The sequence below is a fragment of the Halomonas sp. A020 genome (genome assembly GCF_027943625.1).
GTDB lineage: Bacteria > Pseudomonadota > Gammaproteobacteria > Pseudomonadales > Halomonadaceae > Vreelandella > Vreelandella piezotolerans.
Genome location: NZ_AP022850.1, coordinates 1949108 through 1969945 on the forward strand (window position 1 = coordinate 1949108; position 20838 = coordinate 1969945).

A 20838-nucleotide genomic window follows, 5' to 3' on the forward strand; every position below is an offset into this window, starting at 1 on the left:
GAGCTGACTCATGCCGAACCGATATCGATCTGCGACGCGTGGAACCTTCCGCATCTCTTTACGCGCTGCCGTGGCCATCGTGGTCACTCTGATAGCGGGCGTTGTGGTCGCTGCCTTGGGTTACAGTAGCTATCGGGACACACAGCAGTCGTTGGCGACAGCGACCGACAACAGTGTCACGCAGATCGCCTCTCTACTGGACGAGCATATCGGTCGCGTCTTCGAACCCGCTGACAACCAGCTCCGCCTGCTGACCTATAGTGATTTTGTAACCGCTTTTTCTTACGAGGATCAGCTCGATCTGGTGCCTCTGGCACGAGAGGTGCTGGCCGGTAATTCCATGGCGCAGGCGGTCTATGCTGGATATGCCAACGGCAGTTTTGTCCTATTTCGCCCGTTGCTAAGTGCCGAGATGATGGAGCGCTTTTCAGCACCCCCTGGGGCCGAGATCATGGTACAGACGATAGAGCAGCCGACGCCCCAGGATGTCCGCGGGCGCTATCACTTCTTCGGTACCGACGATGAGCTGATCGAGACCCGCGATCTACCAGACTATGTGTTCAGCGCGCGTGAGCGGATCTGGTATCGCGATGCTGCTGATACGCAGCAAACCATCCTTACCGACCCCTACCTTTTCTTTACCACCCAGGTGCCAGGCGTCACCATGGCACGACGCAGTGCCGATGGTGATACGGTCATTGGCCTCGATATCGCGTTTCAGCAGCTCACTGAACATCTCAATGGCCTGCGTGTCACTGAATCCGGCCAGATTGCCATCGTCGATAGCAAGGGCAATGTGGTGGCCCACCATGAAGCGATGCAGCTGCTGGTGCCTGAGGGGGAAGAGCGTTTTCGCTTAGCGGCGCTAGAAGAGTTGGAATCGCAGGCACTCAAAGACGCCTATGCGCTCGAACTCAACAGGGCTGGAGGCCCCGCCATTGAGCAGGGTGATAAGGGCTGGTATCAGGTGCGTATCCCCTTGGCCCCGATCGGCTCTCTGGAGCTTGTTGCCGTGTTGGCGGTACCCGAGGAGGAGCTTTTCCTTGACGCTGGGCGCTTGCTCTCCAAGCAGTTGTGGGTATCGCTGTTGATCTTCGTCCTCTCCGTGCTGATTACTCTAAGGCTTGCCCGTCATCCCGTGGTGTCCCTTCAGCGTATCGCCCGCCATACCCGCGCCATCGAGGCGTTCGACTTCACCGAACGCCCGGCCGTGCACTCGAATATCATTGAAATCGATCAGCTCGCTAATGCCACTGCCCAGCTGCAGCGAACCTTGGCCAACTTTCTTGATACTAGCGTAGCACTGAGCCGTGAGCGCGATATCGATACCGTGCTCGACAGAATATTGACCACCGTGCTCGATGCTACCCGCGCTAGCGGTGGTGCTATCTATCAGCTAACACAGCAGGGCGAGCTAGTACGTGCCTGTTTGCGAGACAATCCCACGCAAGATGAGGAAAGCCCCCCTTTAAGAGTGCGGGTCAAGGAAGAAGGGCTGATTGCTGGATCGGTGAGCCACTGTCGCACCCAGATGGAGGTGGTCGAGGACACCCTTCGCGTCGCCACGCCTCTACTCAATCGTCATGGCCAGCCTATTGGCGCCATGGTCGCATGGTTACCGCTAAAGCATGAGCAACCTACCTCGCGCGAGGATACCCGGGTAGGTTTTATTGAGGCTCTGTCTGCCAGTGCTGCTGTGGCCATTGAGAACAGCCAAGCCATCGCCGAGCTCGCCCTGCTGGAGCGCGGCATCCAGGCAACGCCTAACGGTGTGGTGATGGCCGATGCCACTCAGCCAAACATGCCGCTTGTCTATGCTAACGACGCCTTCTATGCGCTCACGGGTTACGGGCCGGACGACGTCCTAGGCAGCAACTGCCGCTTCTTGCAGGGGCCAGACACTGACCCAGAGTCGCTCACCGCCATTCGTAGGGCGATCCGTGAGCGCCAGCCCCTGGATGTCATCCTGCTCAACTATCGACAGGACGGCACGCCTTTTTGGAACCATCTCTCGTTGAGTCCCGTGCTCGATGCCGAAGGAGTGTGCACTCATTACATCGGAATTCAGCAGGACATCACCCGACAGCGGGAACAGCAGGATCAGCTGGCCTATCAGATGACCCACGACCTGCTGACTGGCTTACCTAATCGTAGCGCCTTTGACGAGTGCCTGCAGGATGCGTTCGAGAACGCCAAGAAGTGCCATTGGCATCTGGTAGTGATGCACATCGACCTGGACGGTTTCAAGGCCGTCAACGATGGCTTGGGGTACCACATTGGTAACCAGCTGCTGGTAGCGATAGGTGATCGGCTGCGAGAGGTGGTTGGTGCTGAAGCTTTTCTGTCACGCAATACCGGTGATGAATTCTCCCTACTGTTCTCTGGGTTCCATGATCGCCAAGCCTGCATCGACATGGCCGAGCGCTTGCTGGGAGCGTTTTCCAGCTCTTTCGTCATTGAAGAAAAGCCACTGCATATCAGTGCCAGTATCGGGCTAGCCTGCAACTGTGAGGGAGTGGATTACGCCTACCAGCTGATGCAGCGAGCCGACTTAGCGATGGCTGACGCTAAACGGCAGGGCCGCAATACCTGGTACTGGTACCAGGGTGATCAGCATCGCCTCACGGAAGAGGCCGTGCTTTTGCGCCACGACTTGCATACAGCACTAGAAGAGGAGCAGTTCGAACTCTACTACCAGCCGATTGTAGAAGCGGTGAGCGGGCGCATCCGTGGGCTTGAGGCGCTGATCCGCTGGCATCACCCCGAGCGAGGGATGATTTCCCCGGGGGTGTTCATTCCATTGGCAGAGCAGACTGGTCAGATTATCCCCCTGGGGCGCTGGATTCTGCGACGCGCCTGTCAGGACGCTGAGGCGATGCGTGCTGACGGTGGGCGGGTGGTTCCAGTCGCCGTGAATATCTCTTCGCTGCAGTTTCGGCGTGATGGCTTTTTGGCAGACCTCCAGGAGACGCTGGATGAAACTGGCTTACCGCCCGAATGGTTGGAGCTTGAAGTCACCGAAAGTGTGCTGCTCGACGGCGTTGAGCCTGCCATAGCGCTGATCAATGCGCTCAAAGCGATGGGCATCCGGGTCGCTCTGGATGATTTCGGCACCGGCTATTCTAGCCTCAGCTACCTACGCGATTTGCCTATCCATAAGCTCAAGCTGGACCGTGCCTTTATTCACGATATCAGCACCAACCGCAGCAATGCTGCCATCGTGCTGGGCATTATCACCATGGCTCACCACCTTGATTTGGTGGTGGTAGCTGAGGGTATTGAAGAATGGGCCCAGCAGCAGGATCTGATCCATCGCAACTGCGACCTGCTGCAGGGGTTCTACTTCGCTAGGCCGATGACACGGGCAGCTATCATGTCGCTTCCAGCGCAACTGCCTGCTCCTAGGGAAGAGTAAGATAACCACGTAATGCTGGTGCCTACGGCGAGTTGAGAAAAGCGTATGTTCGCATATGTCTCTTGCACGAATGCCATACGATCAATTGTACTCCCTCTGGATAGGACTCGAAGTGCCTTTGGATGAGAATCTCTTGTGAAGGCATCCCGAATGTACGTCGGCACGCATCATATCGGCAGCATGATTCGCAGAAGAAATTTCAAACAGTGCTGAGCAATTCATTTTCGATGTTGGAGCTAGATTTGACCAACAGTTGTTATTGCCACTGTCGTCCCATGCTCTAGCACGGTTATACTTCTATAGGCATCAACATGAGTTTGCCACAGTTCCGCCATTTGCATGAGTCAGAGCACGATGTAGCCATCGTACTGTGCTTGGCATTTATTTCCGCGAATAAGGCATTTACTCAAGAACGTTGAGCAGTGAAAAAGAGCTTAGCTTAAGGGTTTGATTGGCAAGAAGACCAAGTAAAATAAAATCGAAAAAAAACAGCTAAAAATGTCTTAAGTGACTGTATTTTATAGTTTTTATGAGTCGGTGAAGGCTTTTTTTGTCTGAATAAGGCAATAAATATTATTAAGCATAAGGAAAGAAATTATGGTGAACTGCGATGGTACTGAGGGGCAGTGCCCACATTGTAGCGGCGGCATACCGTTTGAGTTTTCAATGGCCTTTCAGCCGATCGTTGATGTCGCTCAGCGCGAAATTTATGCCTACGAAGCTCTGGTGAGGGGTGTCAACGACGAATCGGCTTTTTTTATTCTGAATCAAGTCACCGATGAATTGATTTATCGTTTTGACCAAGCCTGTCGGGTGAAAGCTATTGAGCTAGCTAGTCGGTTGGGAATGGATAAGCCACTATCAATCAACTTTCTTCCTAATGCTGTCTATGAGCCTGAGGCGTGTATTAAGTCGACCTTAGAGGTGTCCGAGCGCGTCGGTTGGCCTGTGGATCAGCTAATCTTTGAGATTACTGAGACGGAAAAGGTACGTGACCGTCAGCACATTAAAAATATTATCGATGCCTATAAAGAGATGGGTTTTACAGTGGCTCTGGATGATTTCGGTAGCGGCTATGCCAACCTAGATTTACTAACCACCTTGTCACCGAACAAGCTCAAAATTGATCGCGAGCTGGTCATGAATTGTGATCACGATCCACGCCGCCAAACGTTGTTGATCACGCTAGTCTCTCTGGGGCGCCGTTTGAACATGACATTAATTGCTGAAGGTGTAGAAACTGTCACAGAAGCTCGTTGGCTGATGGATGCTGGCATTTCTCTGCAACAAGGATTCTATTATGCGAGACCAACGTTTGAGCACGTAGTCAGAGATCTCCAGGATGCCTTTGATGCTGTTCATCGGACTTCTTCAACTCACATGGCACCTATTCATGACTTCGATTCTTTTTGATTGTGGCTGAAAATGCCATTTAGCTTATATAGCTATAATGGCCTCCAGAAAGCTAAAAGTAGAATCTTTCAAGTCTCTTACCTTATGTTTCTGCTTGAACCGCAGTGCTGTTACGGCCCGCTTCTTTGACTTGGTAAAGTAAAGCATCAGTCATCGATAAACATGTATCCATCGTACAAGCGCTGGTAACCGCACAAATACCAATACTGACCGTACAATAAAGTGAGGCTCCATTGTTCATGATCATAGGCGTATCAGCAAGTTGCTGATGCAGGCGGCTTGCCACATGGGTAGCATCTGATGGGCTGGTTCGTGGCAGCATGACCATAAATTCATCACCGCCCCACCGGCTAATCACATCGTACTGACGAAATACCCGACGGCAAAGCTCGATAAAGCATACTATGACTTCATCGCCTCCCTGATGACCTTAAGTATCATTAATAACTTTGAAGTTATCTAGGTCAATCAGCATTAATGCTCCAGAAGGGGCTCCACGCTGGATCATAGCTATTTCTTGTTGAAAACGTTCATCAAAAGCACGGCGGTTTAGTAAGCCTGTTAATGAGTCGGTGGAGGATAATGTCTCTAGCTTCTGACGTATGGTTTGCAATTCACTAATTAACGCTTCCTGTATACGATGACTGCGCATCAACTCCATATGGGCCATGACCTGGTTGGCTAATGCCTGGAGAGCAAAACGTTGGCGCTTTGTCAGCTCGCGAGGTTCATAATCAAGTGCACATAGCGTTCCCAGCGGATAACCATCTCGGCTTTTTAGTAGTGCACCCGCATAAAAACGTAGGTGAGGCTTTCCTGTAACCAAGGGATTATCAGCAAAACGGGTGTCTTTCGTAGTATCCGGCACAACAAAAACGCCTGGCTGCAGCAGAGCATGAGCACAAATTGAAATATCGCGAGGTGTTTCTTGAACACCTAGTCCTTTTTCAGATTTAAACCACTGCCGATCACGGTCGATAAAGTTGACGACCGCAATGGGAGTGTCGCAAATCAATGAGACCGCCTCGACAATTTCATCAAATGCGTCGTCTTTCTGCGTATCGAGAATCTGGTAATCTGCAAGCGCCTGAAGCCGACGTTCCTCAAAGTCGCCTGAACTAAGAGTCGATCTATGGTTCATTAGTGATCACCGAATCCAATTGGGCGATACAGACCCTCGAAAGCCACAGTTTTGAAAGCGAATAGGCCGATTTATCGCCATTACATAAGTGATCTGAGTAGTGGCTGTACATATAAATTCCTTTTGTGATCACTCTTAAATTCTGAAAATCATGTGCTTAGTGAATGCCTACAGGGCGATCATATTCCCTAACAACAGGTAGTTGATGACTAAAAAAAATATGTTAGCAGGATAACAAAATACATATCCTAAGATTATTTTTTATTTTACGCCACAGGTGTTTTGTATTATTTTTGTATAATTATGTTGTTTGCTTTTTACTGACTTTTTCCCCCAGATTGCTCACATGTTGCCCAAGAGATGAGCTGGCTTGCAGGCATAGGCTTGGCCACCCCATAGCCTTGGACAACGTCACAACCCATTCGCTGTAATGTTTCAATGTGTGCGTCGCTCTCAGCGCCCTCTGCGACGACTTGCTTGCTAAAGCGTTTGGCTAAATAGGTAATGCTTTCAACAATCGCCAGGTCCTCTGAGCGCTTCAGCATTCCCATCACAAAAGATTTGTCGATTTTAACTAAATCTATCGGCAAATTACGAAGGTAACTTAATGATGAGTAACCTGTACCAAAGTCATCAAGGGCGACTTTATAGCCCATCTTACGGCATAAGTTTAATATTTTGGTCGCGCTGGATAAATCATCCAGTGCTGCTGACTCCAAAACTTCAATGCAGATGAAGTTTGGTGGTACGTCAGGGTGCCTGGATAACGTGTCCCGCAGCATGTCAATGAACTGGTTATGCACAAGTGACTGAGGGGTTAGATTAATGCTAACGCTAATGCTGAAGCCCTCTTTTTGCCATGCTGACAGCTGTGCTAGGGCTGTTTCCATAACCCAGGCATCTAATGATAACTCAGTATTAGTACCACTGATGATAGGCAAGAATTGATCTGGCATGACTAAACCACGCTGTGGATGGTTCCAGCGAATAAGTGCCTCTACGCCCAGCAATTTAAGAGAGGCTGCGTCAATTTGTGGTTGGAAATATAGTTCAAATTGACCTTTTTGAAGGGCTTGAGAAATATCATCCCTCATTGTTTGTTGTGCTTTTAACTTTTTTTCATGGCCAGGATCAAAGAAGGCAAACGTGTTTCCTCCCTGAAGCTTGGCTTGATACATAGCTTGATCTGCGTGGCGCAATAGCGTATCTGAATCAGCATTATCAAGTGGAAATAATGTAATTCCTAAGCTTACATTTACTGATATGGCAGGTGAATCACGCCCATTCGGCTGCTCAACTACAAAGCTTTTAATGATTGCACTCAATTGATCTGGCTTAGCATTCATATCGGGAAGTAGCAAAGCAAATTCATCGCCGCCTATTCGTGCCACAATTCCTTGGGGGCCCACACGGTCTCGTAATTGTTTAGCAACAGATATTAAAATGTTATCGGCAGTTTTATGGCCAAGTTTTTTATTGATTTTTTCGAAATCATCAAGATCTAAAACACCAATGGCAAGTGTGTTTCCGTCATGGACGTGTGCAATAGCTTCACGTACTTGGTTAAGCATTTGATGTCGGTTAGGTAAAGACGTCAGGCTGTCAAAATGGCTCGCAAGGTGTAGTTCTTCAGCATGCTTCTTGAGCCGCGTCGTGTCTGAAAAAATAGCCACGTGATGGGTGATATCTCCCTGGGCGTTATGAATCAACGAAAGAGATAATGCCTCATAAAGTAGTTCTCCATCTTTGCGGCGGTTAATAAGCTCACCACGCCAACTACCATCGTTTAACAATGATTGCCACATGTCTTTATAAAACGCTCGGGGATGACAGCCTGAGGAGAGAAAATTGGGCTGACGGTTTACAACATCGCTGAGGGTATACCCAGTCATAATCTCAAAGGCGCGATTCACATCAACGATTCGGTTGTCTTGATCCGTGATCATGATGGCGTTTTGGCTATCAGAAAAAATCCTTGCCGACAGCTCGAGTCTTTTATGTGCTTCTTCATGCTGAATACGCAAACGTAACGAACTAATTAATTGGCCAAGGTTGCGTAAAAATGGAGAAAGTTCATCTATAAGGTCTGCCTGGTATCCGCCAGGACGGTTTGCCAAGCCAATCATCGCGATCAGCTTGCCATTATCGGTGATTGGAATGCCAACAAATGCACTGAGAGGAGGGTGTTCGTTAGGCAGTCCGCCCCGCCGTGGATCTTGGTCAGGCGTGTTAGCAATTAACATTTTGCCCGTTTTTAATACGTATCCAAAAAGAGACGTTTGTTTACTAAATACAACTCCCCCTTGAGACGCTTTTTCAAACAGTCTGCGTGAAGCTTGATCCCAACTGATATCTGTAATGGCATGGGTTTTTAGAAAAGGTGCATTTTCTTCATCATAGAAGACTTCACCGATAAAGCCTGAGTCACTCTCCGTTAGCGACACCAGTTCAGCCAAGGTATCGGAAAAAGCTTGGGATAATTCATGTTCAGCAATAAAGGACGTCTGTAAATGATTTACCAGTCTTTCAAGCCGCTGTTGTCGTTGTAAGCGTCGCTCATTTTGTTTGAGTGGCGTAATATCTTGAATAGTCCCCGCTATTTGCATGATATCCTTGCCTACTGAGACGGGAGCTCCTGTTACGCGAACCCATGTAGGGAATTCTTTATCTTTGTGCACGAGGCGTAACTCAAGATCAAAGGGCACCCGCTGCTCGGCAGCCTGTGTCAAAGCGGCTTCCAGCCGGTGTTGATCCTCAGCCATGTAAACACTAATAGCGTTTGATTTATCATGAGGGTAGTCAGCGCTCACACCATAAAGTGTGTACACGACGTCATTCCACCACGTGGTACCTGAGGAGGTATCTAATTCCCAAAGCCCAAGACCCGATGTGGTTACAACGCGCTCTTGGCAATGCAATCGATGAAGCTCAAGGCGCTGTACCACTAGGTCTGCCAGCGTTGCTAGATGTGTTCGCTGTGCTTCGCTGAAAGCTCTTATTTTCGTATCTAAGATACATAGCGTGCCTAGGCTATAACCTTCCTTCGAAACCAGCGGTGCACCGAGGTAGTAACGAATATGAGGTGGGCCCGTCACCAGGGGGTTATCGAGAAAGCGGGCGTCCTGAGTAGCATCCGGTATTTCGAATATGCCTTCTGCACACAAGGCGTGTGCACAAAAAGAGATATCACGGGGCGTTTCTTTTATTGTTAATCCATGGTGGCTTTTGAACCACTGGCATTCGTCGTCTACAAAACTCACTAGCGCATAAGGAACATCGTAAAGCTTCGCGACCATCGACGTAATGCGTTCTAGAAGCGCATCTTTACGCCGGTCGTTCATGGTATAACGCCATAATGCTTTCAAGCGTTCTGGTTCGTTACGAGGTATAGGGGGGACACACATTTTCATTACATAGCTCCCTTCGATGTAATAAATATCGAGGATGGCAACGTAAACGATTTGCGCGTTAGGTCGACGTTTCTTTCAGCGGCTGCTGAAATTTCAAGGGTCAATTCAGTGCCGCTAGGAGCGGTGCGGAATGCGCGAATTGCATTCAATAGCTGATGAGCCTCTTGTTCTAGCCTTTGAGTTGACGTATTCGTAGACTGAAGTTGCTCGGCTGTATGCTGAACGCCTTGCTCCATTACATTGATGGCGCTGCCTATTTGTGAAATACCGCTGCTTTGCTCTAAAGAGGCTGCGCTGATTTCACTCATAATATCGGTCACCCGCTGGCTCGCTTCCATGACACGTGTGATGACCAGCTCGGTTGTTTGCACTAAATTGGCACCTGCCGCAATTTCACTATTAGAAGTACTGATTAAGTGGTGAATCTCTTTGGCCGCTTCTGAGGAACGATTTGCAAGCCTACGTACTTCGCTGGCAACGACGGCAAACCCTTTTCCATGAATACCTGCACGTGCTGCTTCTACGGACGCATTTAGGGCTAAAATATTCGTTTGGAATGCTATAGAGTCGATTAAAGAGACAGTATCGGCCATATGTTTAGCGCTTGCGGTAATGGCTCGCATGCGTTGAACCACCTGTGACATGCTTTCGCCTGCGTTCTGCACCTCCTGCATATTGGACATTGCAAGGTGGCTTGCTTGTTGCGCATTTTCGGCATTTTGCTTAACAGTGGCCGTCAACTGCTCAGTACTGGCTGCGGTTTCTTGAACTGAAGAGGCTAGGTTATCGCTACGCTCGGCAATGGACTCGTTACTTTGCCGAATACTAGCGACAGAAGGGTTTACTTTGCTGATACCGTCATTTACATCGCTGACGATGGCACTGAGGCCTTTTCTCATAGTGACCAGTGCATCGACAAGCCGATCAACGTCATCATTTTGGTGAGGTGGAACGTCGGCTGCTAGATTGCCAGCTGCTACTTGAAGGACAAACTCACGTGAGGTTTCAACCATCCGGCGCACTCTATTCCACAAGCCTAGGCCCAGTGCTGCAACCACAACGAATAGCAAAACGCCTAGCCCAAGTTGAAAGAGGTCATGAGAGAGTGTCCAGTTTGTAAGGGTTAGCCAACCAATCGAAAAACTAGCAACAAAAGCTAAAAGGCGAGTTTGCAGCGTAGCCGATCCCCACTTGCAGCGGCCCAAAAATGCTAAAGGATGGCGTCGACGGATTTGACCACGATGCAGGGTGAAATTTTTACCTTTGCCGTTACTCCAGTCGCGGTAAATCTTTTCCGCATGCTGTACTTCTTCAGCAGATGGCTTAGTGCGTAGAGAAGCATAACCCACAATGTGACCGTTTTCTTGGATAGCCATTGCATTGGCGCGCACCCAATAATGGTCGCCATTTTTACGTCGGTTTTTGACTAGGCCTGACCAAGGTTTCCCTTGTTGGATGGTCTCCCAAAAATCTTTAAAAGCCGCTGGTGGCATATCAGGATGACGGACGAGGTTGTGATTGGCCCCCAACAGCTCTTCAAGCTCAAAACCGCTGACTTCAACAAATGCTGGGTTAGCATAAGTGATTTCCCCTTTCAAATTTGTTCGAGAAATCAAAAGGTTATCTGAAGCGTAAGGGTACTCGACCTGAGTAATTGGTAAATTAGTACGCATTGAAAGCCCATCAGTTCGTGTTGAGGATGAGAAAGGTAGCGATCCCTGCCACAACGACATGCCTGGCGATTATGATTTTATCGGCTGTCACAATGCTTTCTTTAGTAAAAGTTATAAGGTTATGTGCACTATATGTGAAGGGTGTGCTGATTGCAACACGTTCACGGCGGGGATGATGAGCTTTGAATTTGAGTATGAGAATTATTTATATTGCGCGGGTTTCATCTGGCAAGGCGTTTATTCTATCAACGATCGTAACCGTTCAAGCTTATAGGCAATATTGGTGTATGGACGGTTAGTAAGAGGGCTGACACTAGGCCTTTTATTTATACTGGGTTTTTAACCAGCTTGATAGCATCTTTCTGATGCCAGACAAGATTTTACAAAAGTGTACCCTGTGTGGATCAGTAAACATGGCATCGAAAAAATGACGCAGAGCAGGTTTTGCCTTCCACTTAAGTCGTATCATTACCTGAAGGCCAGCGCGTGATAGAGGAGAGCGAAGCGAAATGTCATGTTCAGCGTCTTGATACATTCGTCAGGTTTATTAGCATGGTGAGAAATCTATGGTTGGCTAAGCAAGTAGTATTGAATAATTACCGCTGCATATCGCTAGCTAAATTGCTAGCATGCAAATTATAGCTAATTTTTGATATGCGCTGATTGGAAGCTGAGCAATGAACACGTTATTAAATAGACTGCCCATGTATGCCAAATTTTCTTTGGTGCTCGCCCTCCCTCTACTTGCCTTAGCATGGTTTGCTATCAATGGTGTGCTTGATAGACAAGCCACCGTCCGGGAATTAAAACAGCTCCAAACCATGACAGCGCTGGCACAAAGTGCTGGAGACTTGATACATCAAATACAAATTGAGCGTGGTATGTCGTCAGGTTATTTAGCAAGTGGCGGGGAGGCCTTTGGTCAACGACTAAGTCAGCAGCGGCCACAAACGGATACTGCAGCTGAGGCATTTATTGAACAGCGTCGAGGCCTTCCGGACGACGTTCTAAGTGCTGCTGCCAATGAACAGCTTGATCAACTGGAGCGGCAGTGGCAACGAACAGCCAGCTTACGCCAAGATGTAGAACAACTTTCTATCGAGGTCAATGCCACACTAAGACACTATACAGGCATCAATCAGCAGCTCATGGGGTTAATTGGATCACTTGCTCAGCAAACTCGCGAAGGGGAGATCAGCCGACAGCTGGCTGCTTATTTCAACCTTTTACAAGCCAAGGATTTAGCCGGCATTGAGCGCGCTATCCTCTCTGCAGCGTTTGGTGCAGATAGCATGACGTTTGAGACACTCAACCGTTACTTGACACTGATAGGTGAAGAAGCAGCTTTTTTAACAGGCTTTCGTGCCTTTGCTGGCGCAGATGAACGACGCCAACTTACAGATGCTTTGAGTGGCCAGGACATTGATCGCCTAATTGACCGCCGAGAGCTTGCTATTCAGCAGTACGATGTAGGTGGGTACAATGTAGACCCCAACGAGTGGTTTGAGTGGCAAACGGTGAAAATTAGCCGTCTAAAAACGCTTGAAGACAATCTGTCGCAGCAAGTCATTACCACAACCGCTGCATTGCAACGTGATGCACAACGTGCCCTGTGGCGCTTTATGATTATTTCGGTTTTGGCCACACTGTTTGCTGTGGCTGCCGCCGCGATGATTGTCCTCACGCTGACGCGCCCTTTAACCGCAGCGTTAAAGAATATCTCTACACGAGGCAATGACTTAACCCAGCGGCTTGCCGTGCCTGGAACAGACGAACTGTCTAAGCTTTATCATGCGTTCAATGATGCGTCACAAGATACAGAAGCACTAATTGGAGAGATCAAGCGCAACGCACAGTCAGTAGAACTGGCCAGTGGTGAAATTGCCCAAGGCAATCAAGATTTGGCACAACGCACCGAAGAGCAATCAGCGTCATTAGTACAAACAGCGTCGAGCCTTGAAGAGATCACTGCTACCGTGCGCCAAACGGCTGGCAATGCCCATGAAGCGCAACGCATGACACATGATGTGGCTACGGAAGCGGAAGGTGCCGCAGCCGTTGCCCAGCAAGCACAACAAGCCATGCAAAACATTCATTCTTCTAGTGACCAGATCACGACGATTATTGCGGCAATTGATAATATTGCTTTCCAAACCAACTTATTAGCCCTGAATGCTTCTGTAGAGGCTGCGCGTGCAGGGGAACATGGCCGAGGGTTTGCTGTCGTGGCTAGTGAAGTGCGTAAGCTCGCCAGTCGCAGTGCTGAGGAGGCCAGCCAAATACGCCAGTTGATTGAAAATAACATCGCCACTATTAATGAGGGTGAAGGGCTAGTGACATCCACTAGCAATTCCTTAACGACTATTGCGGAGCGCGTACAACAAGTAGCCCGCCTGATGGAAGAAATGGCATCAGCGACCCACGAGCAGTCAGCAGGTGTTGAGCAGATTAATCGCGCTATGAGTCAACTAGAGGAAGTGACCCAGCAAAATGCCGCGCTTGTCGAAGAAGTGGCGGCTGCCAGTCGTTCACTTGATGAGCAGGCTGAAGAAATGTCCGCTCGTATTAGCAAATATAAAGTCGCCGATTCACTCTCGAGTGCCGATCGGAGGTCAAAAAAATTAAGTAATGTTTTGTCTATTGATAGGCAGCATCCCAGCTAATGTGAGCAAAAACGGGGGAGGCAGCTCCCCCTTTTTTGTTGGTGGCAGTTAGAGCATTCTAGAATTTTTACATCGCCCCGATGGACAGCAGATCAATGTCGTTGTAAAGGTCATACCACTTCCATTTACCTAAAATGCCGAGCTGGTCAGTTAACATGAATTGAGCGCCTAGGCCAAAGAAGAGATCAGTGCCATCGTCGGTAATGCCGGAAGCTTCACCAATCCCTTTAATGTCACATAATTACGCCAAGCTTGCTGAACACTCCGAACTGCTCGTTGAGTGGCAAAATGCCTTTTGCAGCAACCGTCCAGCCGTCAGCTTCTTGGGCGCCTATTGGCGGGCTTCACGAATCCACTTGTGCACCAGGTTGGCATTCAGTGCATGCTCCAGCGCGATGCTTGCCACCGAGGCACCGGGCTGTTGGTATGTTTCGACAATTTACGGCACTGAAGCGGCGGCGCTTGTAAGGTGCCTCCAATACGCTTAATTTACTTATGCTAGTGTTCACTAACAAATAGGTGGACACCTAGCGTTATCGAAGTCGCGGCGCAGAGGAAGGTTTGTTCGCCGAACGGATATACAGGAGTTATCGATACTACCATGCGCTACATTGGTTGTTGTGTAGCTTAAAAAGCTGTGAGTTAAACGCAGAGCTAGAGTGCTAGGCTTTGACTATCAGGCAAGTCACCTTGCACTCAGGCTCTGCGGCCAAGAACTATAATTTTTTGACTCTTACAGGTAATCCCTGACGTACACTCACTGCATTAGTAACCGGCATTATCTTCAGTAGTGTGGTAGCCATGGCGGAGGCAAGCGATAACCCGCTCAGCGTCCATGTGCTTAACATTCAAAGTGGATTGCCTTCATCCGGCGTTGAGGTGGAGTTGGAGCGCCGTACCGATGCAGGCTGGGAGTCTTTGTCAACGGCGACCACGGATGAAGTGGGTCGTGTTTCCGCACTTTATCCAGACAGTGAAGAATTTTTGCCGGGTGTCTATCGCGTCACTTTCGAGACGGGGGCTTGGTTTGAAGAGCGCGACATAGCCACTTTTTTCCCCGATATTCCGGTGCCTTTCGAAGTGGAAGACACTGAACAGCACTACCACATTCCGTTGCTATTAAGCCCTTATGGCTACTCGACCTATCGTGGCAACTAATCAAGCCATTGTTTAATCATTGGCCCATTTAATTCATATTTTCTCTTGTATGAGGCTTTGTAGCATGAAAATTATTCATATTTCTGCCGTTGTTGCGTTAGCTCTATTTTCTAGCATGGCGATGGCCGAAAGAGGATCTGGAGAAGATAATAAAATTTCTTATCCTGAATCCATGTCGAGTCAGCAAGTGGGTGATGCTCAACATATCTCGCCTGTTGAGCTGCCAATGCTGAATAAGTGAAACATTAGCGGTTTTTAATATCAAATAAGAGAGGGTGAGCCGTCATGGTTCGCCCTTTTTCCGTTATTCTCAAGTTAGCTATCGCCCCCATGTGAAACACGTCAAACGCTATGATTTTGGCTTCTGCAGCTTGCGGAGAGATGCGAGGAACCGAGTTATATCTCTATGGCCCACGGGTAAAGATATATTAGTGCCCTACGGTTCACGTTAAAGTCCAGCGAAAGTGCTGAGAATCCGGTAGGTCTGATCGCTTGGTACTGGGAGAGTTAGCTGTGGCCTATGTCGATGAGATAGAAGGGGAAATCGAAATACGTGCTCAATCCTGGTGCAGTTTTCGTATTACTAGGCATATAGGTAGGTTCTGAATTTAGTGTCTGGACAGAAAGATGAACCTCCCCCCCAGGAATATCGTTTATAAATCGTTTATTAGTGATGTTTGATTGCACTATTTTGGTGCTTTTGATTTGCTACTTTAGTCTATTTTTTTAAATTATTTTCTCATGCCGAAGCTGCATAGGGTATGCGGCTTACAGTGCTCGTAGTTAAATCTCTCTCAGCATCTACTAGATCATTTGCGCTCTAATTATGAAGGGGGAGAGTCATGCCGTATGTTGGAGATACACTGGCGCGTTTAGCTCAAAGCAGCCCTGCTCAAAAAGAATTTTATCAGGCAACTGAAGAGGTACTAGAGTGCCTTCGTCCATTATTTGCTCGAGCACCGCACTACCATGACCACAGTATTATTGAACGTATCGTTGAGCCTGAACGTCAGGTTATGTTCCGTGTAAGCTGGGTAGATGACGCGGGGTGTGTTCAGGTCAATAAAGGATACCGTGTGCAGTTCAATTCAGCACTAGGCCCCTTTAAGGGAGGTTTGCGTTTTCACCCTAGTGTGACATCTGGCACCATTAAGTTCTTAGGATTCGAACAAATTTTTAAAAATGCGCTGACAGGGCTACCCATTGGAGGTGGGAAAGGCGGATCCGATTTTGATCCCAAGGGTAAGTCAGATAATGAAATTATGCGTTTTTGCCAATCATTTATGTCGGAGCTTTATCGCCATATTGGGCCGCATACGGATGTCCCTGCTGGTGATATTGGCGTGGGCACCCGCGAGATTGGCTATCTTTTTGGGCAATATAAGCGCTTGACCGGTCGTTATGAAGGCGTTCTCACGGGTAAAGGATTGAACTGGGGTGGATCCTTAGGCCGTAAAGAGGCGACGGGATATGGTGCCGTTTATTTTGCTGAAAATATGTTGGCGGCTAAAAATGACACATTGCGTGGTAAGTGTTGCTTAGTGTCAGGAGCAGGGAACGTAGCCATTTATACGATTGAGAAGCTCTACGAGCTGGGTGCTAAACCAGTTACGTGTAGTGACTCTAAGGGTATGGTTTATGACCCAAAAGGTATTGATTTAGTTTTGCTCAAAGAAATAAAAGAAAAGCGGCGAGAATCGTTATACGAATATGTCAACGTACGTCCAGAAGCACATTACACATCAGTACAAGAATATCCTCAAGATGGCCATGCGGTGTGGCGCATTGAAGGCGAGGCAGCATTTCCTTGTGCAACACAAAATGAGCTTACTGAGGCAGATGCTAAAGCGTTAATATCAAACGGCATAGTCTGTGTGAGCGAAGGGGCTAATATGCCTTCAACGAAAGGAGCAATGGATGCCTTTTTAGCGGCAAATCTTGCCTATGGGCCTGGTAAAGCAGCAAACGCTGGTGGTGTGGCGACTAGCCAGTTAGAGATGGCCCAGAATAGCAGTATGGAACAGTGGACATTAGAGAAAGTAGACCAGAAACTTAAAAAAATTATGGCCGATATATATCGACAATGTGCTGAAACAGCAGAAGAGTTTGACGAGCCTGATAATCTAGTGCTAGGGGCTAATATAGCGGGTTTTAGAAAAGTAGCTGATGCAATGATTGATCAGGGGGTAATCTAGCCTTTTGGTAAAAAGGCATAGACTATTCAATAGATGCCCTTCCCTTATTGGGGAAGGGCTTTTCTGTCATGACGATATGAATGTGGTGTTCTTATATTGGCTATAAGTACGTTTTTCATGTGTTAAGGAAATTAAAATGGTCCAACGTCCTCCTATAATTATCAATCGTCTTGACGCTGAGCGTCTTCAGCGCTTGATTGACAGTGCAACAGAAAAAGACTTGATGGTGGCGCAGCTGCTGGAGGAAGAGCTGGCTCGCGGAGAAGTGCTTGATCCTCAAGATATTCCAAATGATGTAGTAAGCATGAATAGCCAAGTACGGTTTACTGATTTAACCCGCGGTAGTCAGATGGTGCGCACATTGATTTACCCTCATTCAATTGGGGTTGTTGAGGATGGGATTTCAGTTATGGCACCTATTGGAGCTGCATTGATTGGCTTAAGAGTAGGTGATGTGATCGAGTGGCCGCTATCTAACAACACCAAAGTAAATTTGCGTATTGATGCTATATTTTGGCAGCCAGAACGAGAAAAGCAGTTTCATCGCTAACTGATTAAAAGAGTAAAGCAGTCATAGGTAGTGCTTTTTATACATGGTAAAATTTTTATGTGAAAACAACGAGTATAAGCTTAATGATGATGGCTTTATCTTTGCCTAAGCAAACCCACATCAGCTCTATAGCGCTTGCATGAACCAGCTAGCGTTTTGGCAAGCGAATGAACATATCAACTATAAGCGCGTCGAAGTCGTGTGCTGTTGTGACTCGTCCATGGAGCAAATAATTATCCCTTAATCTGTAAGGCGAATATCAAATCTAAGAGCCTTTGATATACATTAAGGGCCTAAGTTGGACGAAAGTAACTAAGTGTCAGCTTGGTAAAGTGATTTTCGGCTAGCCATCGGCATCTCCTTCAACCTTATTACGTCCACTTTGCTTTGCCCGATAGCTGGCCGTATCGGCACGACTAAGAATGTCGTCGATTGTCTTGTCACCTTGATGGAAATGACTGACCCCTATACTAGCGGTCACTTGCCATTGGCGTCCTTGCGCCTCAATCGAGCTATCCGCGATGCTTGCACGCAGAGACTCGGCAATGGTGAGTGCACGTGCTGGAGTACAGCCCGGTAGCAATACGGCAAATTCATCTCCCCCTTGTCGAGCGGCATAATCGCTACTGCGAATTTCGCTCTGTACGATACGCGCAATCTGTTGAAGCATTTGGTCGCCTAGAGCGTGCCCCCCTTGATCGTTGACTGGCTTAAAGTGATCTAAATCGAAAAGCATGACCGCGGTTGGTTTTTCCGAGCCTTGCCACTGAATAAGCAACTCTTCGAGGTGCCTCGTCAGACCGCGACGATTGAGCAAACCGGTTAGAGAGTCATGCTCTGCTTCCCAGCGTTTTTGAGCATAGTCTTGTTGGTGCTGAGTGATATCGAGCACTGTGCCGACAGTCCCGATAAAATGCCCTTCAACACGTACAGCCGCGGTACTCACATCTAGCCAGAGCACGCCTTCATTGGCGCTTATAAAGCGAAATTGACGCGCAAAATTCGTTTGTTTTACAAGGCTGCGCAACCAAGCTTTTCTGACATCTCGGCGGTCATCACGGTGAATCCGGCGGCTCCAGGCTTGCATGCTTCGAGGAGTATCATCGCCTAGAAGCTGAAGTAACGCATCGTTGATAAACGTCAATCGGCCACGCTGATCCGTTACAAACATGCCTTGTGGAGACGCAGACAACGTACCTCTCAATAAAGCTTCACGTTCGGCTAAGTCACGTAAGACCCCCTGGCGAGCAAGTTCCGTCACGTTAATCACATCAACGACACGGCGAACTTCTTTCATCGTGGTCGGAATATCCAATACAGGGCGGAAACCACTTCGTAGCTCCAGTACCTGCCGAGCAAGATGCGTTAGAGGTCGCAACGCCATCCAAATCAATATCCAGATAAGAGGCAAAATAAAGATGAGTATGCCCCATACGTAGGTGGTAATTTTCTTCATACCCGCAATAAGAGGTGCTTCAGCTTGCACTTGTGGCAGATGCACACCGACAATCCAATTCGCAGGCCAAATTTGTCGATAGGCAACCAGTTGATCTTCTCCGGATAGTGAGCGCTCATGACTCTCACCTTCCCAGCCATCCAGCGCCTGTGCTAAGACAGGTGAAATGGTGCTAGGTAATGTCACGATGGCGTCTGTTTGGTAAGGGTCGTAGATGCGTTGACCAGACGCTGTCGTAATCGTCACATAGCCACCTTCACCTAATCGAAGTAGGTCAAAGTTTCTAAATAGCTGGCTTTGCTTGAGGTTAACTAACCCACCTAAGAAACCTGTGTAGTGTCCCTCATCGTCACGAAGAGGAACTAGCATGAGCACCAACGGCGTGTTAGTGATGCGACCCATGAGAGGTTCACTGACATAAGGCGTTTTAAAAGCGCTCATGAATCGAGCATATTCCCGGTCGGCGAAATTGTTGCCACGGCGTCCTCCGTCGATAGGCCATTCATCAACGACTTGGCTACTCGTATCAAAGAGTATTAGCGCTTCGAAGAGAGGTTCCAACTTGTGACCATGCTGTTCAAATAGAGCCCCTTCTCTAGGCAGCGGAACCCTCTCGGCCAAGCGTTCAAGTTCTCTGAGCCGCTCATTCACCTGAAGGGTGATCGAGTTACTGATGAGCTCTGTCTCATAACGCAGATGCTGGTGATTAGTCTCATTAACCAGGTACTTACCTGCCTGCCAACCGAACGTTAAGATGACAAGACAAAGCAAGCTCCACAGCACTACGGCACCAACGACCAAGCGCCCACGCAAAGTAGCAAAGGGAAGCATGATCAAGCGTATGAACGAGTGTTGGGGGCGATGCTTGGAAGAGGCATTTTTATTAGATATCAATGTCATGAACTGTACCTGGCGGGCGAGGTGTCAATGCTATTGCATCTCACCTACCTTTCGGAAAAGTGTAGTCATCATAACAGTTGCAAAAGTGCTGAATGAAATATACGTAACAAAAGAGTAACGGAGCCGCTACGCACTGGGCAGTGGCTCAGTCCGACAACCAGCATACACAATTTGTCACTAGCCCAGCAGATGAGCTGCTCTATGGCCTCGGGTGCTTAAAGACTAACCTCATACCTCTGGATCGCTACGGGCGTTTTATTGGCCCGCTGGTTTATCATGATGAGCCTGTTACCTGAAGTGAAGCATTACAAACAGTGAACGAATTGGCTAACGTCTGCTGACGGAAGGTAGGGCTGAGCGCAGAAGCCTGCTTTTCCAATGGTGCGCTTATCAGGTTGTACCCTGATTCACTGTCTAAGCCGCTTTATGCGGCCTGCTATGTAGTCACCCTCGTCTTGCTGCAGCGGTGGTAATTTGGTTGCCAATTGGTTGGCTGGTTGTCATTCGGCTGCTATTGGATTGAAAAAAATGGAAAAAATTAACTCATTGAAAAGCCTTTGTTTACGCATTGCAGGCGCGATCCCAAAGTTTTTTGGTATGCACTCATACTCCCTTCATGTTCGTAACATGGTGAATAGCCAAAGGCTGGCGGCGGTTCAATGAGACGCCTTCGCGTTGTGAGCGTGTCAGGAAAAATAGTCCTTATGTTGATTAAGCCCTCGATAGAGAGTCGCCGCCTAAGCAGTTGCCAATCATTAGTCGGGGACTCAAATGCTATTGTGGTCGCGTTTTGGTCGCAGATTGGGTGTGACCAACGTGCTGTGTGTAAAGAATGTAAAACGCTAAAGTGCTGATTTAGCTACA

10 protein-coding genes and 1 pseudogene are annotated in these 20838 nt (G+C 48.3%); 7 read left to right on the plus strand and 4 right to left on the minus strand.

Annotated features, from left to right (window positions below; genetic code table 11):
- Positions 1-10 precede the first annotated feature (10 nt).
- Both FRH_RS09130 and FRH_RS09135 read left to right on the plus strand, forming a co-directional pair.
- The gene (locus FRH_RS09130; RefSeq protein ID WP_281998129.1) at positions 11-3415 is read left to right on the plus strand and encodes an EAL domain-containing protein; all 3405 of its coding nucleotides are present in this window, start codon (positions 11-13) and stop codon (positions 3413-3415) included.
- A gap of 597 nt (positions 3416-4012) precedes the next feature.
- Entirely contained in the window at positions 4013-4828 is an 816-nt protein-coding gene (locus FRH_RS09135) for an EAL domain-containing protein (protein WP_253505231.1), read from the plus strand.
- A gap of 82 nt (positions 4829-4910) precedes the next feature.
- Here the strand turns inward: FRH_RS09135 and FRH_RS09140 are convergent.
- The 3 genes and pseudogenes from FRH_RS09140 to FRH_RS09150 form a co-directional block, all read right to left on the minus strand.
- Positions 4911-5969 (minus strand): annotated as a pseudogene (locus FRH_RS09140) (sensor domain-containing diguanylate cyclase).
- Positions 5970-6286: 317 nt separating this feature from the next.
- Positions 6287-9379 carry an EAL domain-containing protein gene (locus tag FRH_RS09145; protein WP_281998130.1) on the minus strand — a complete coding sequence of 1031 codons (3093 nt, stop codon included), beginning with the start codon at positions 9377-9379 and terminating at the stop codon, positions 6287-6289.
- Positions 9379-11052: a PAS domain-containing methyl-accepting chemotaxis protein gene (locus tag FRH_RS09150; protein ID WP_281998131.1), complete on the minus strand. Its 1674-nt coding sequence runs from the start codon at positions 11050-11052 to the stop codon at positions 9379-9381. The genes FRH_RS09145 and FRH_RS09150 overlap by 1 nt, the downstream gene beginning before the upstream one ends.
- Before the next feature lie 677 nt (positions 11053-11729).
- On the opposite strand from FRH_RS09150, the gene FRH_RS09155 reads away from it, so the two are divergent.
- The 5 genes from FRH_RS09155 to rnk all read left to right on the plus strand — a co-directional run bounded on the left by FRH_RS09155 (position 11730) and on the right by rnk (position 17618).
- A complete protein-coding gene (locus tag FRH_RS09155) occupies positions 11730-13715 on the plus strand; it encodes a methyl-accepting chemotaxis protein (protein ID WP_281998132.1) in 1986 nt (661 codons plus the stop codon).
- An 801-nt stretch (positions 13716-14516) separates the two neighbouring features.
- Positions 14517-14873 (plus strand): hydroxyisourate hydrolase, encoded by a 357-nt coding sequence (uraH, locus tag FRH_RS09160; protein WP_281998133.1) that lies wholly within the window; start codon positions 14517-14519, stop codon positions 14871-14873.
- 64 nt (positions 14874-14937) lie between these two features.
- Positions 14938-15114: a hypothetical protein gene (locus tag FRH_RS09165; protein WP_281998134.1), complete on the plus strand. Its 177-nt coding sequence runs from the start codon at positions 14938-14940 to the stop codon at positions 15112-15114.
- Between the two features lie 601 nt (positions 15115-15715).
- A complete protein-coding gene (gene gdhA, locus FRH_RS09170; protein ID WP_281998135.1) occupies positions 15716-17068 on the plus strand; it encodes an NADP-specific glutamate dehydrogenase in 1353 nt (450 codons plus the stop codon).
- A 136-nt stretch (positions 17069-17204) separates the two neighbouring features.
- Positions 17205-17618, plus strand: a complete 414-nt coding sequence (gene rnk / locus FRH_RS09175) for a nucleoside diphosphate kinase regulator (RefSeq protein WP_281998136.1) — start codon at positions 17205-17207, stop codon at positions 17616-17618.
- A gap of 343 nt (positions 17619-17961) precedes the next feature.
- Here rnk and FRH_RS09180 read toward each other — a convergent pair whose 3' ends face one another.
- The gene (locus FRH_RS09180; protein WP_281998137.1) at positions 17962-19974 is read right to left on the minus strand and encodes a diguanylate cyclase; all 2013 of its coding nucleotides are present in this window, start codon (positions 19972-19974) and stop codon (positions 17962-17964) included.
- Positions 19975-20838: the final 864 nt, after the last annotated feature.

What these genes read in the sequence shown, in the direction of transcription:
- FRH_RS09130 (WP_281998129.1), top strand. Translation starts at nt 11, where the DNA reads ATGCCGAACCGATATCGATCTGCGACGCGTGGAACCTTCCGCATCTCT.
- FRH_RS09135 (WP_253505231.1), top strand. Translation starts at nt 4,013, where the DNA reads ATGGTGAACTGCGATGGTACTGAGGGGCAGTGCCCACATTGTAGCGGC.
- FRH_RS09145 (WP_281998130.1), bottom strand. Translation starts at nt 9,379, where the DNA reads ATGAAAATGTGTGTCCCCCCTATACCTCGTAACGAACCAGAACGCTTG.
- FRH_RS09150 (WP_281998131.1), bottom strand. Translation starts at nt 11,052, where the DNA reads ATGCGTACTAATTTACCAATTACTCAGGTCGAGTACCCTTACGCTTCA.
- FRH_RS09155 (WP_281998132.1), top strand. Translation starts at nt 11,730, where the DNA reads ATGAACACGTTATTAAATAGACTGCCCATGTATGCCAAATTTTCTTTG.
- uraH (WP_281998133.1), top strand. Translation starts at nt 14,517, where the DNA reads ATGGCGGAGGCAAGCGATAACCCGCTCAGCGTCCATGTGCTTAACATT.
- FRH_RS09165 (WP_281998134.1), top strand. Translation starts at nt 14,938, where the DNA reads ATGAAAATTATTCATATTTCTGCCGTTGTTGCGTTAGCTCTATTTTCT.
- gdhA (WP_281998135.1), top strand. Translation starts at nt 15,716, where the DNA reads ATGCCGTATGTTGGAGATACACTGGCGCGTTTAGCTCAAAGCAGCCCT.
- rnk (WP_281998136.1), top strand. Translation starts at nt 17,205, where the DNA reads ATGGTCCAACGTCCTCCTATAATTATCAATCGTCTTGACGCTGAGCGT.
- FRH_RS09180 (WP_281998137.1), bottom strand. Translation starts at nt 19,974, where the DNA reads ATGACATTGATATCTAATAAAAATGCCTCTTCCAAGCATCGCCCCCAA.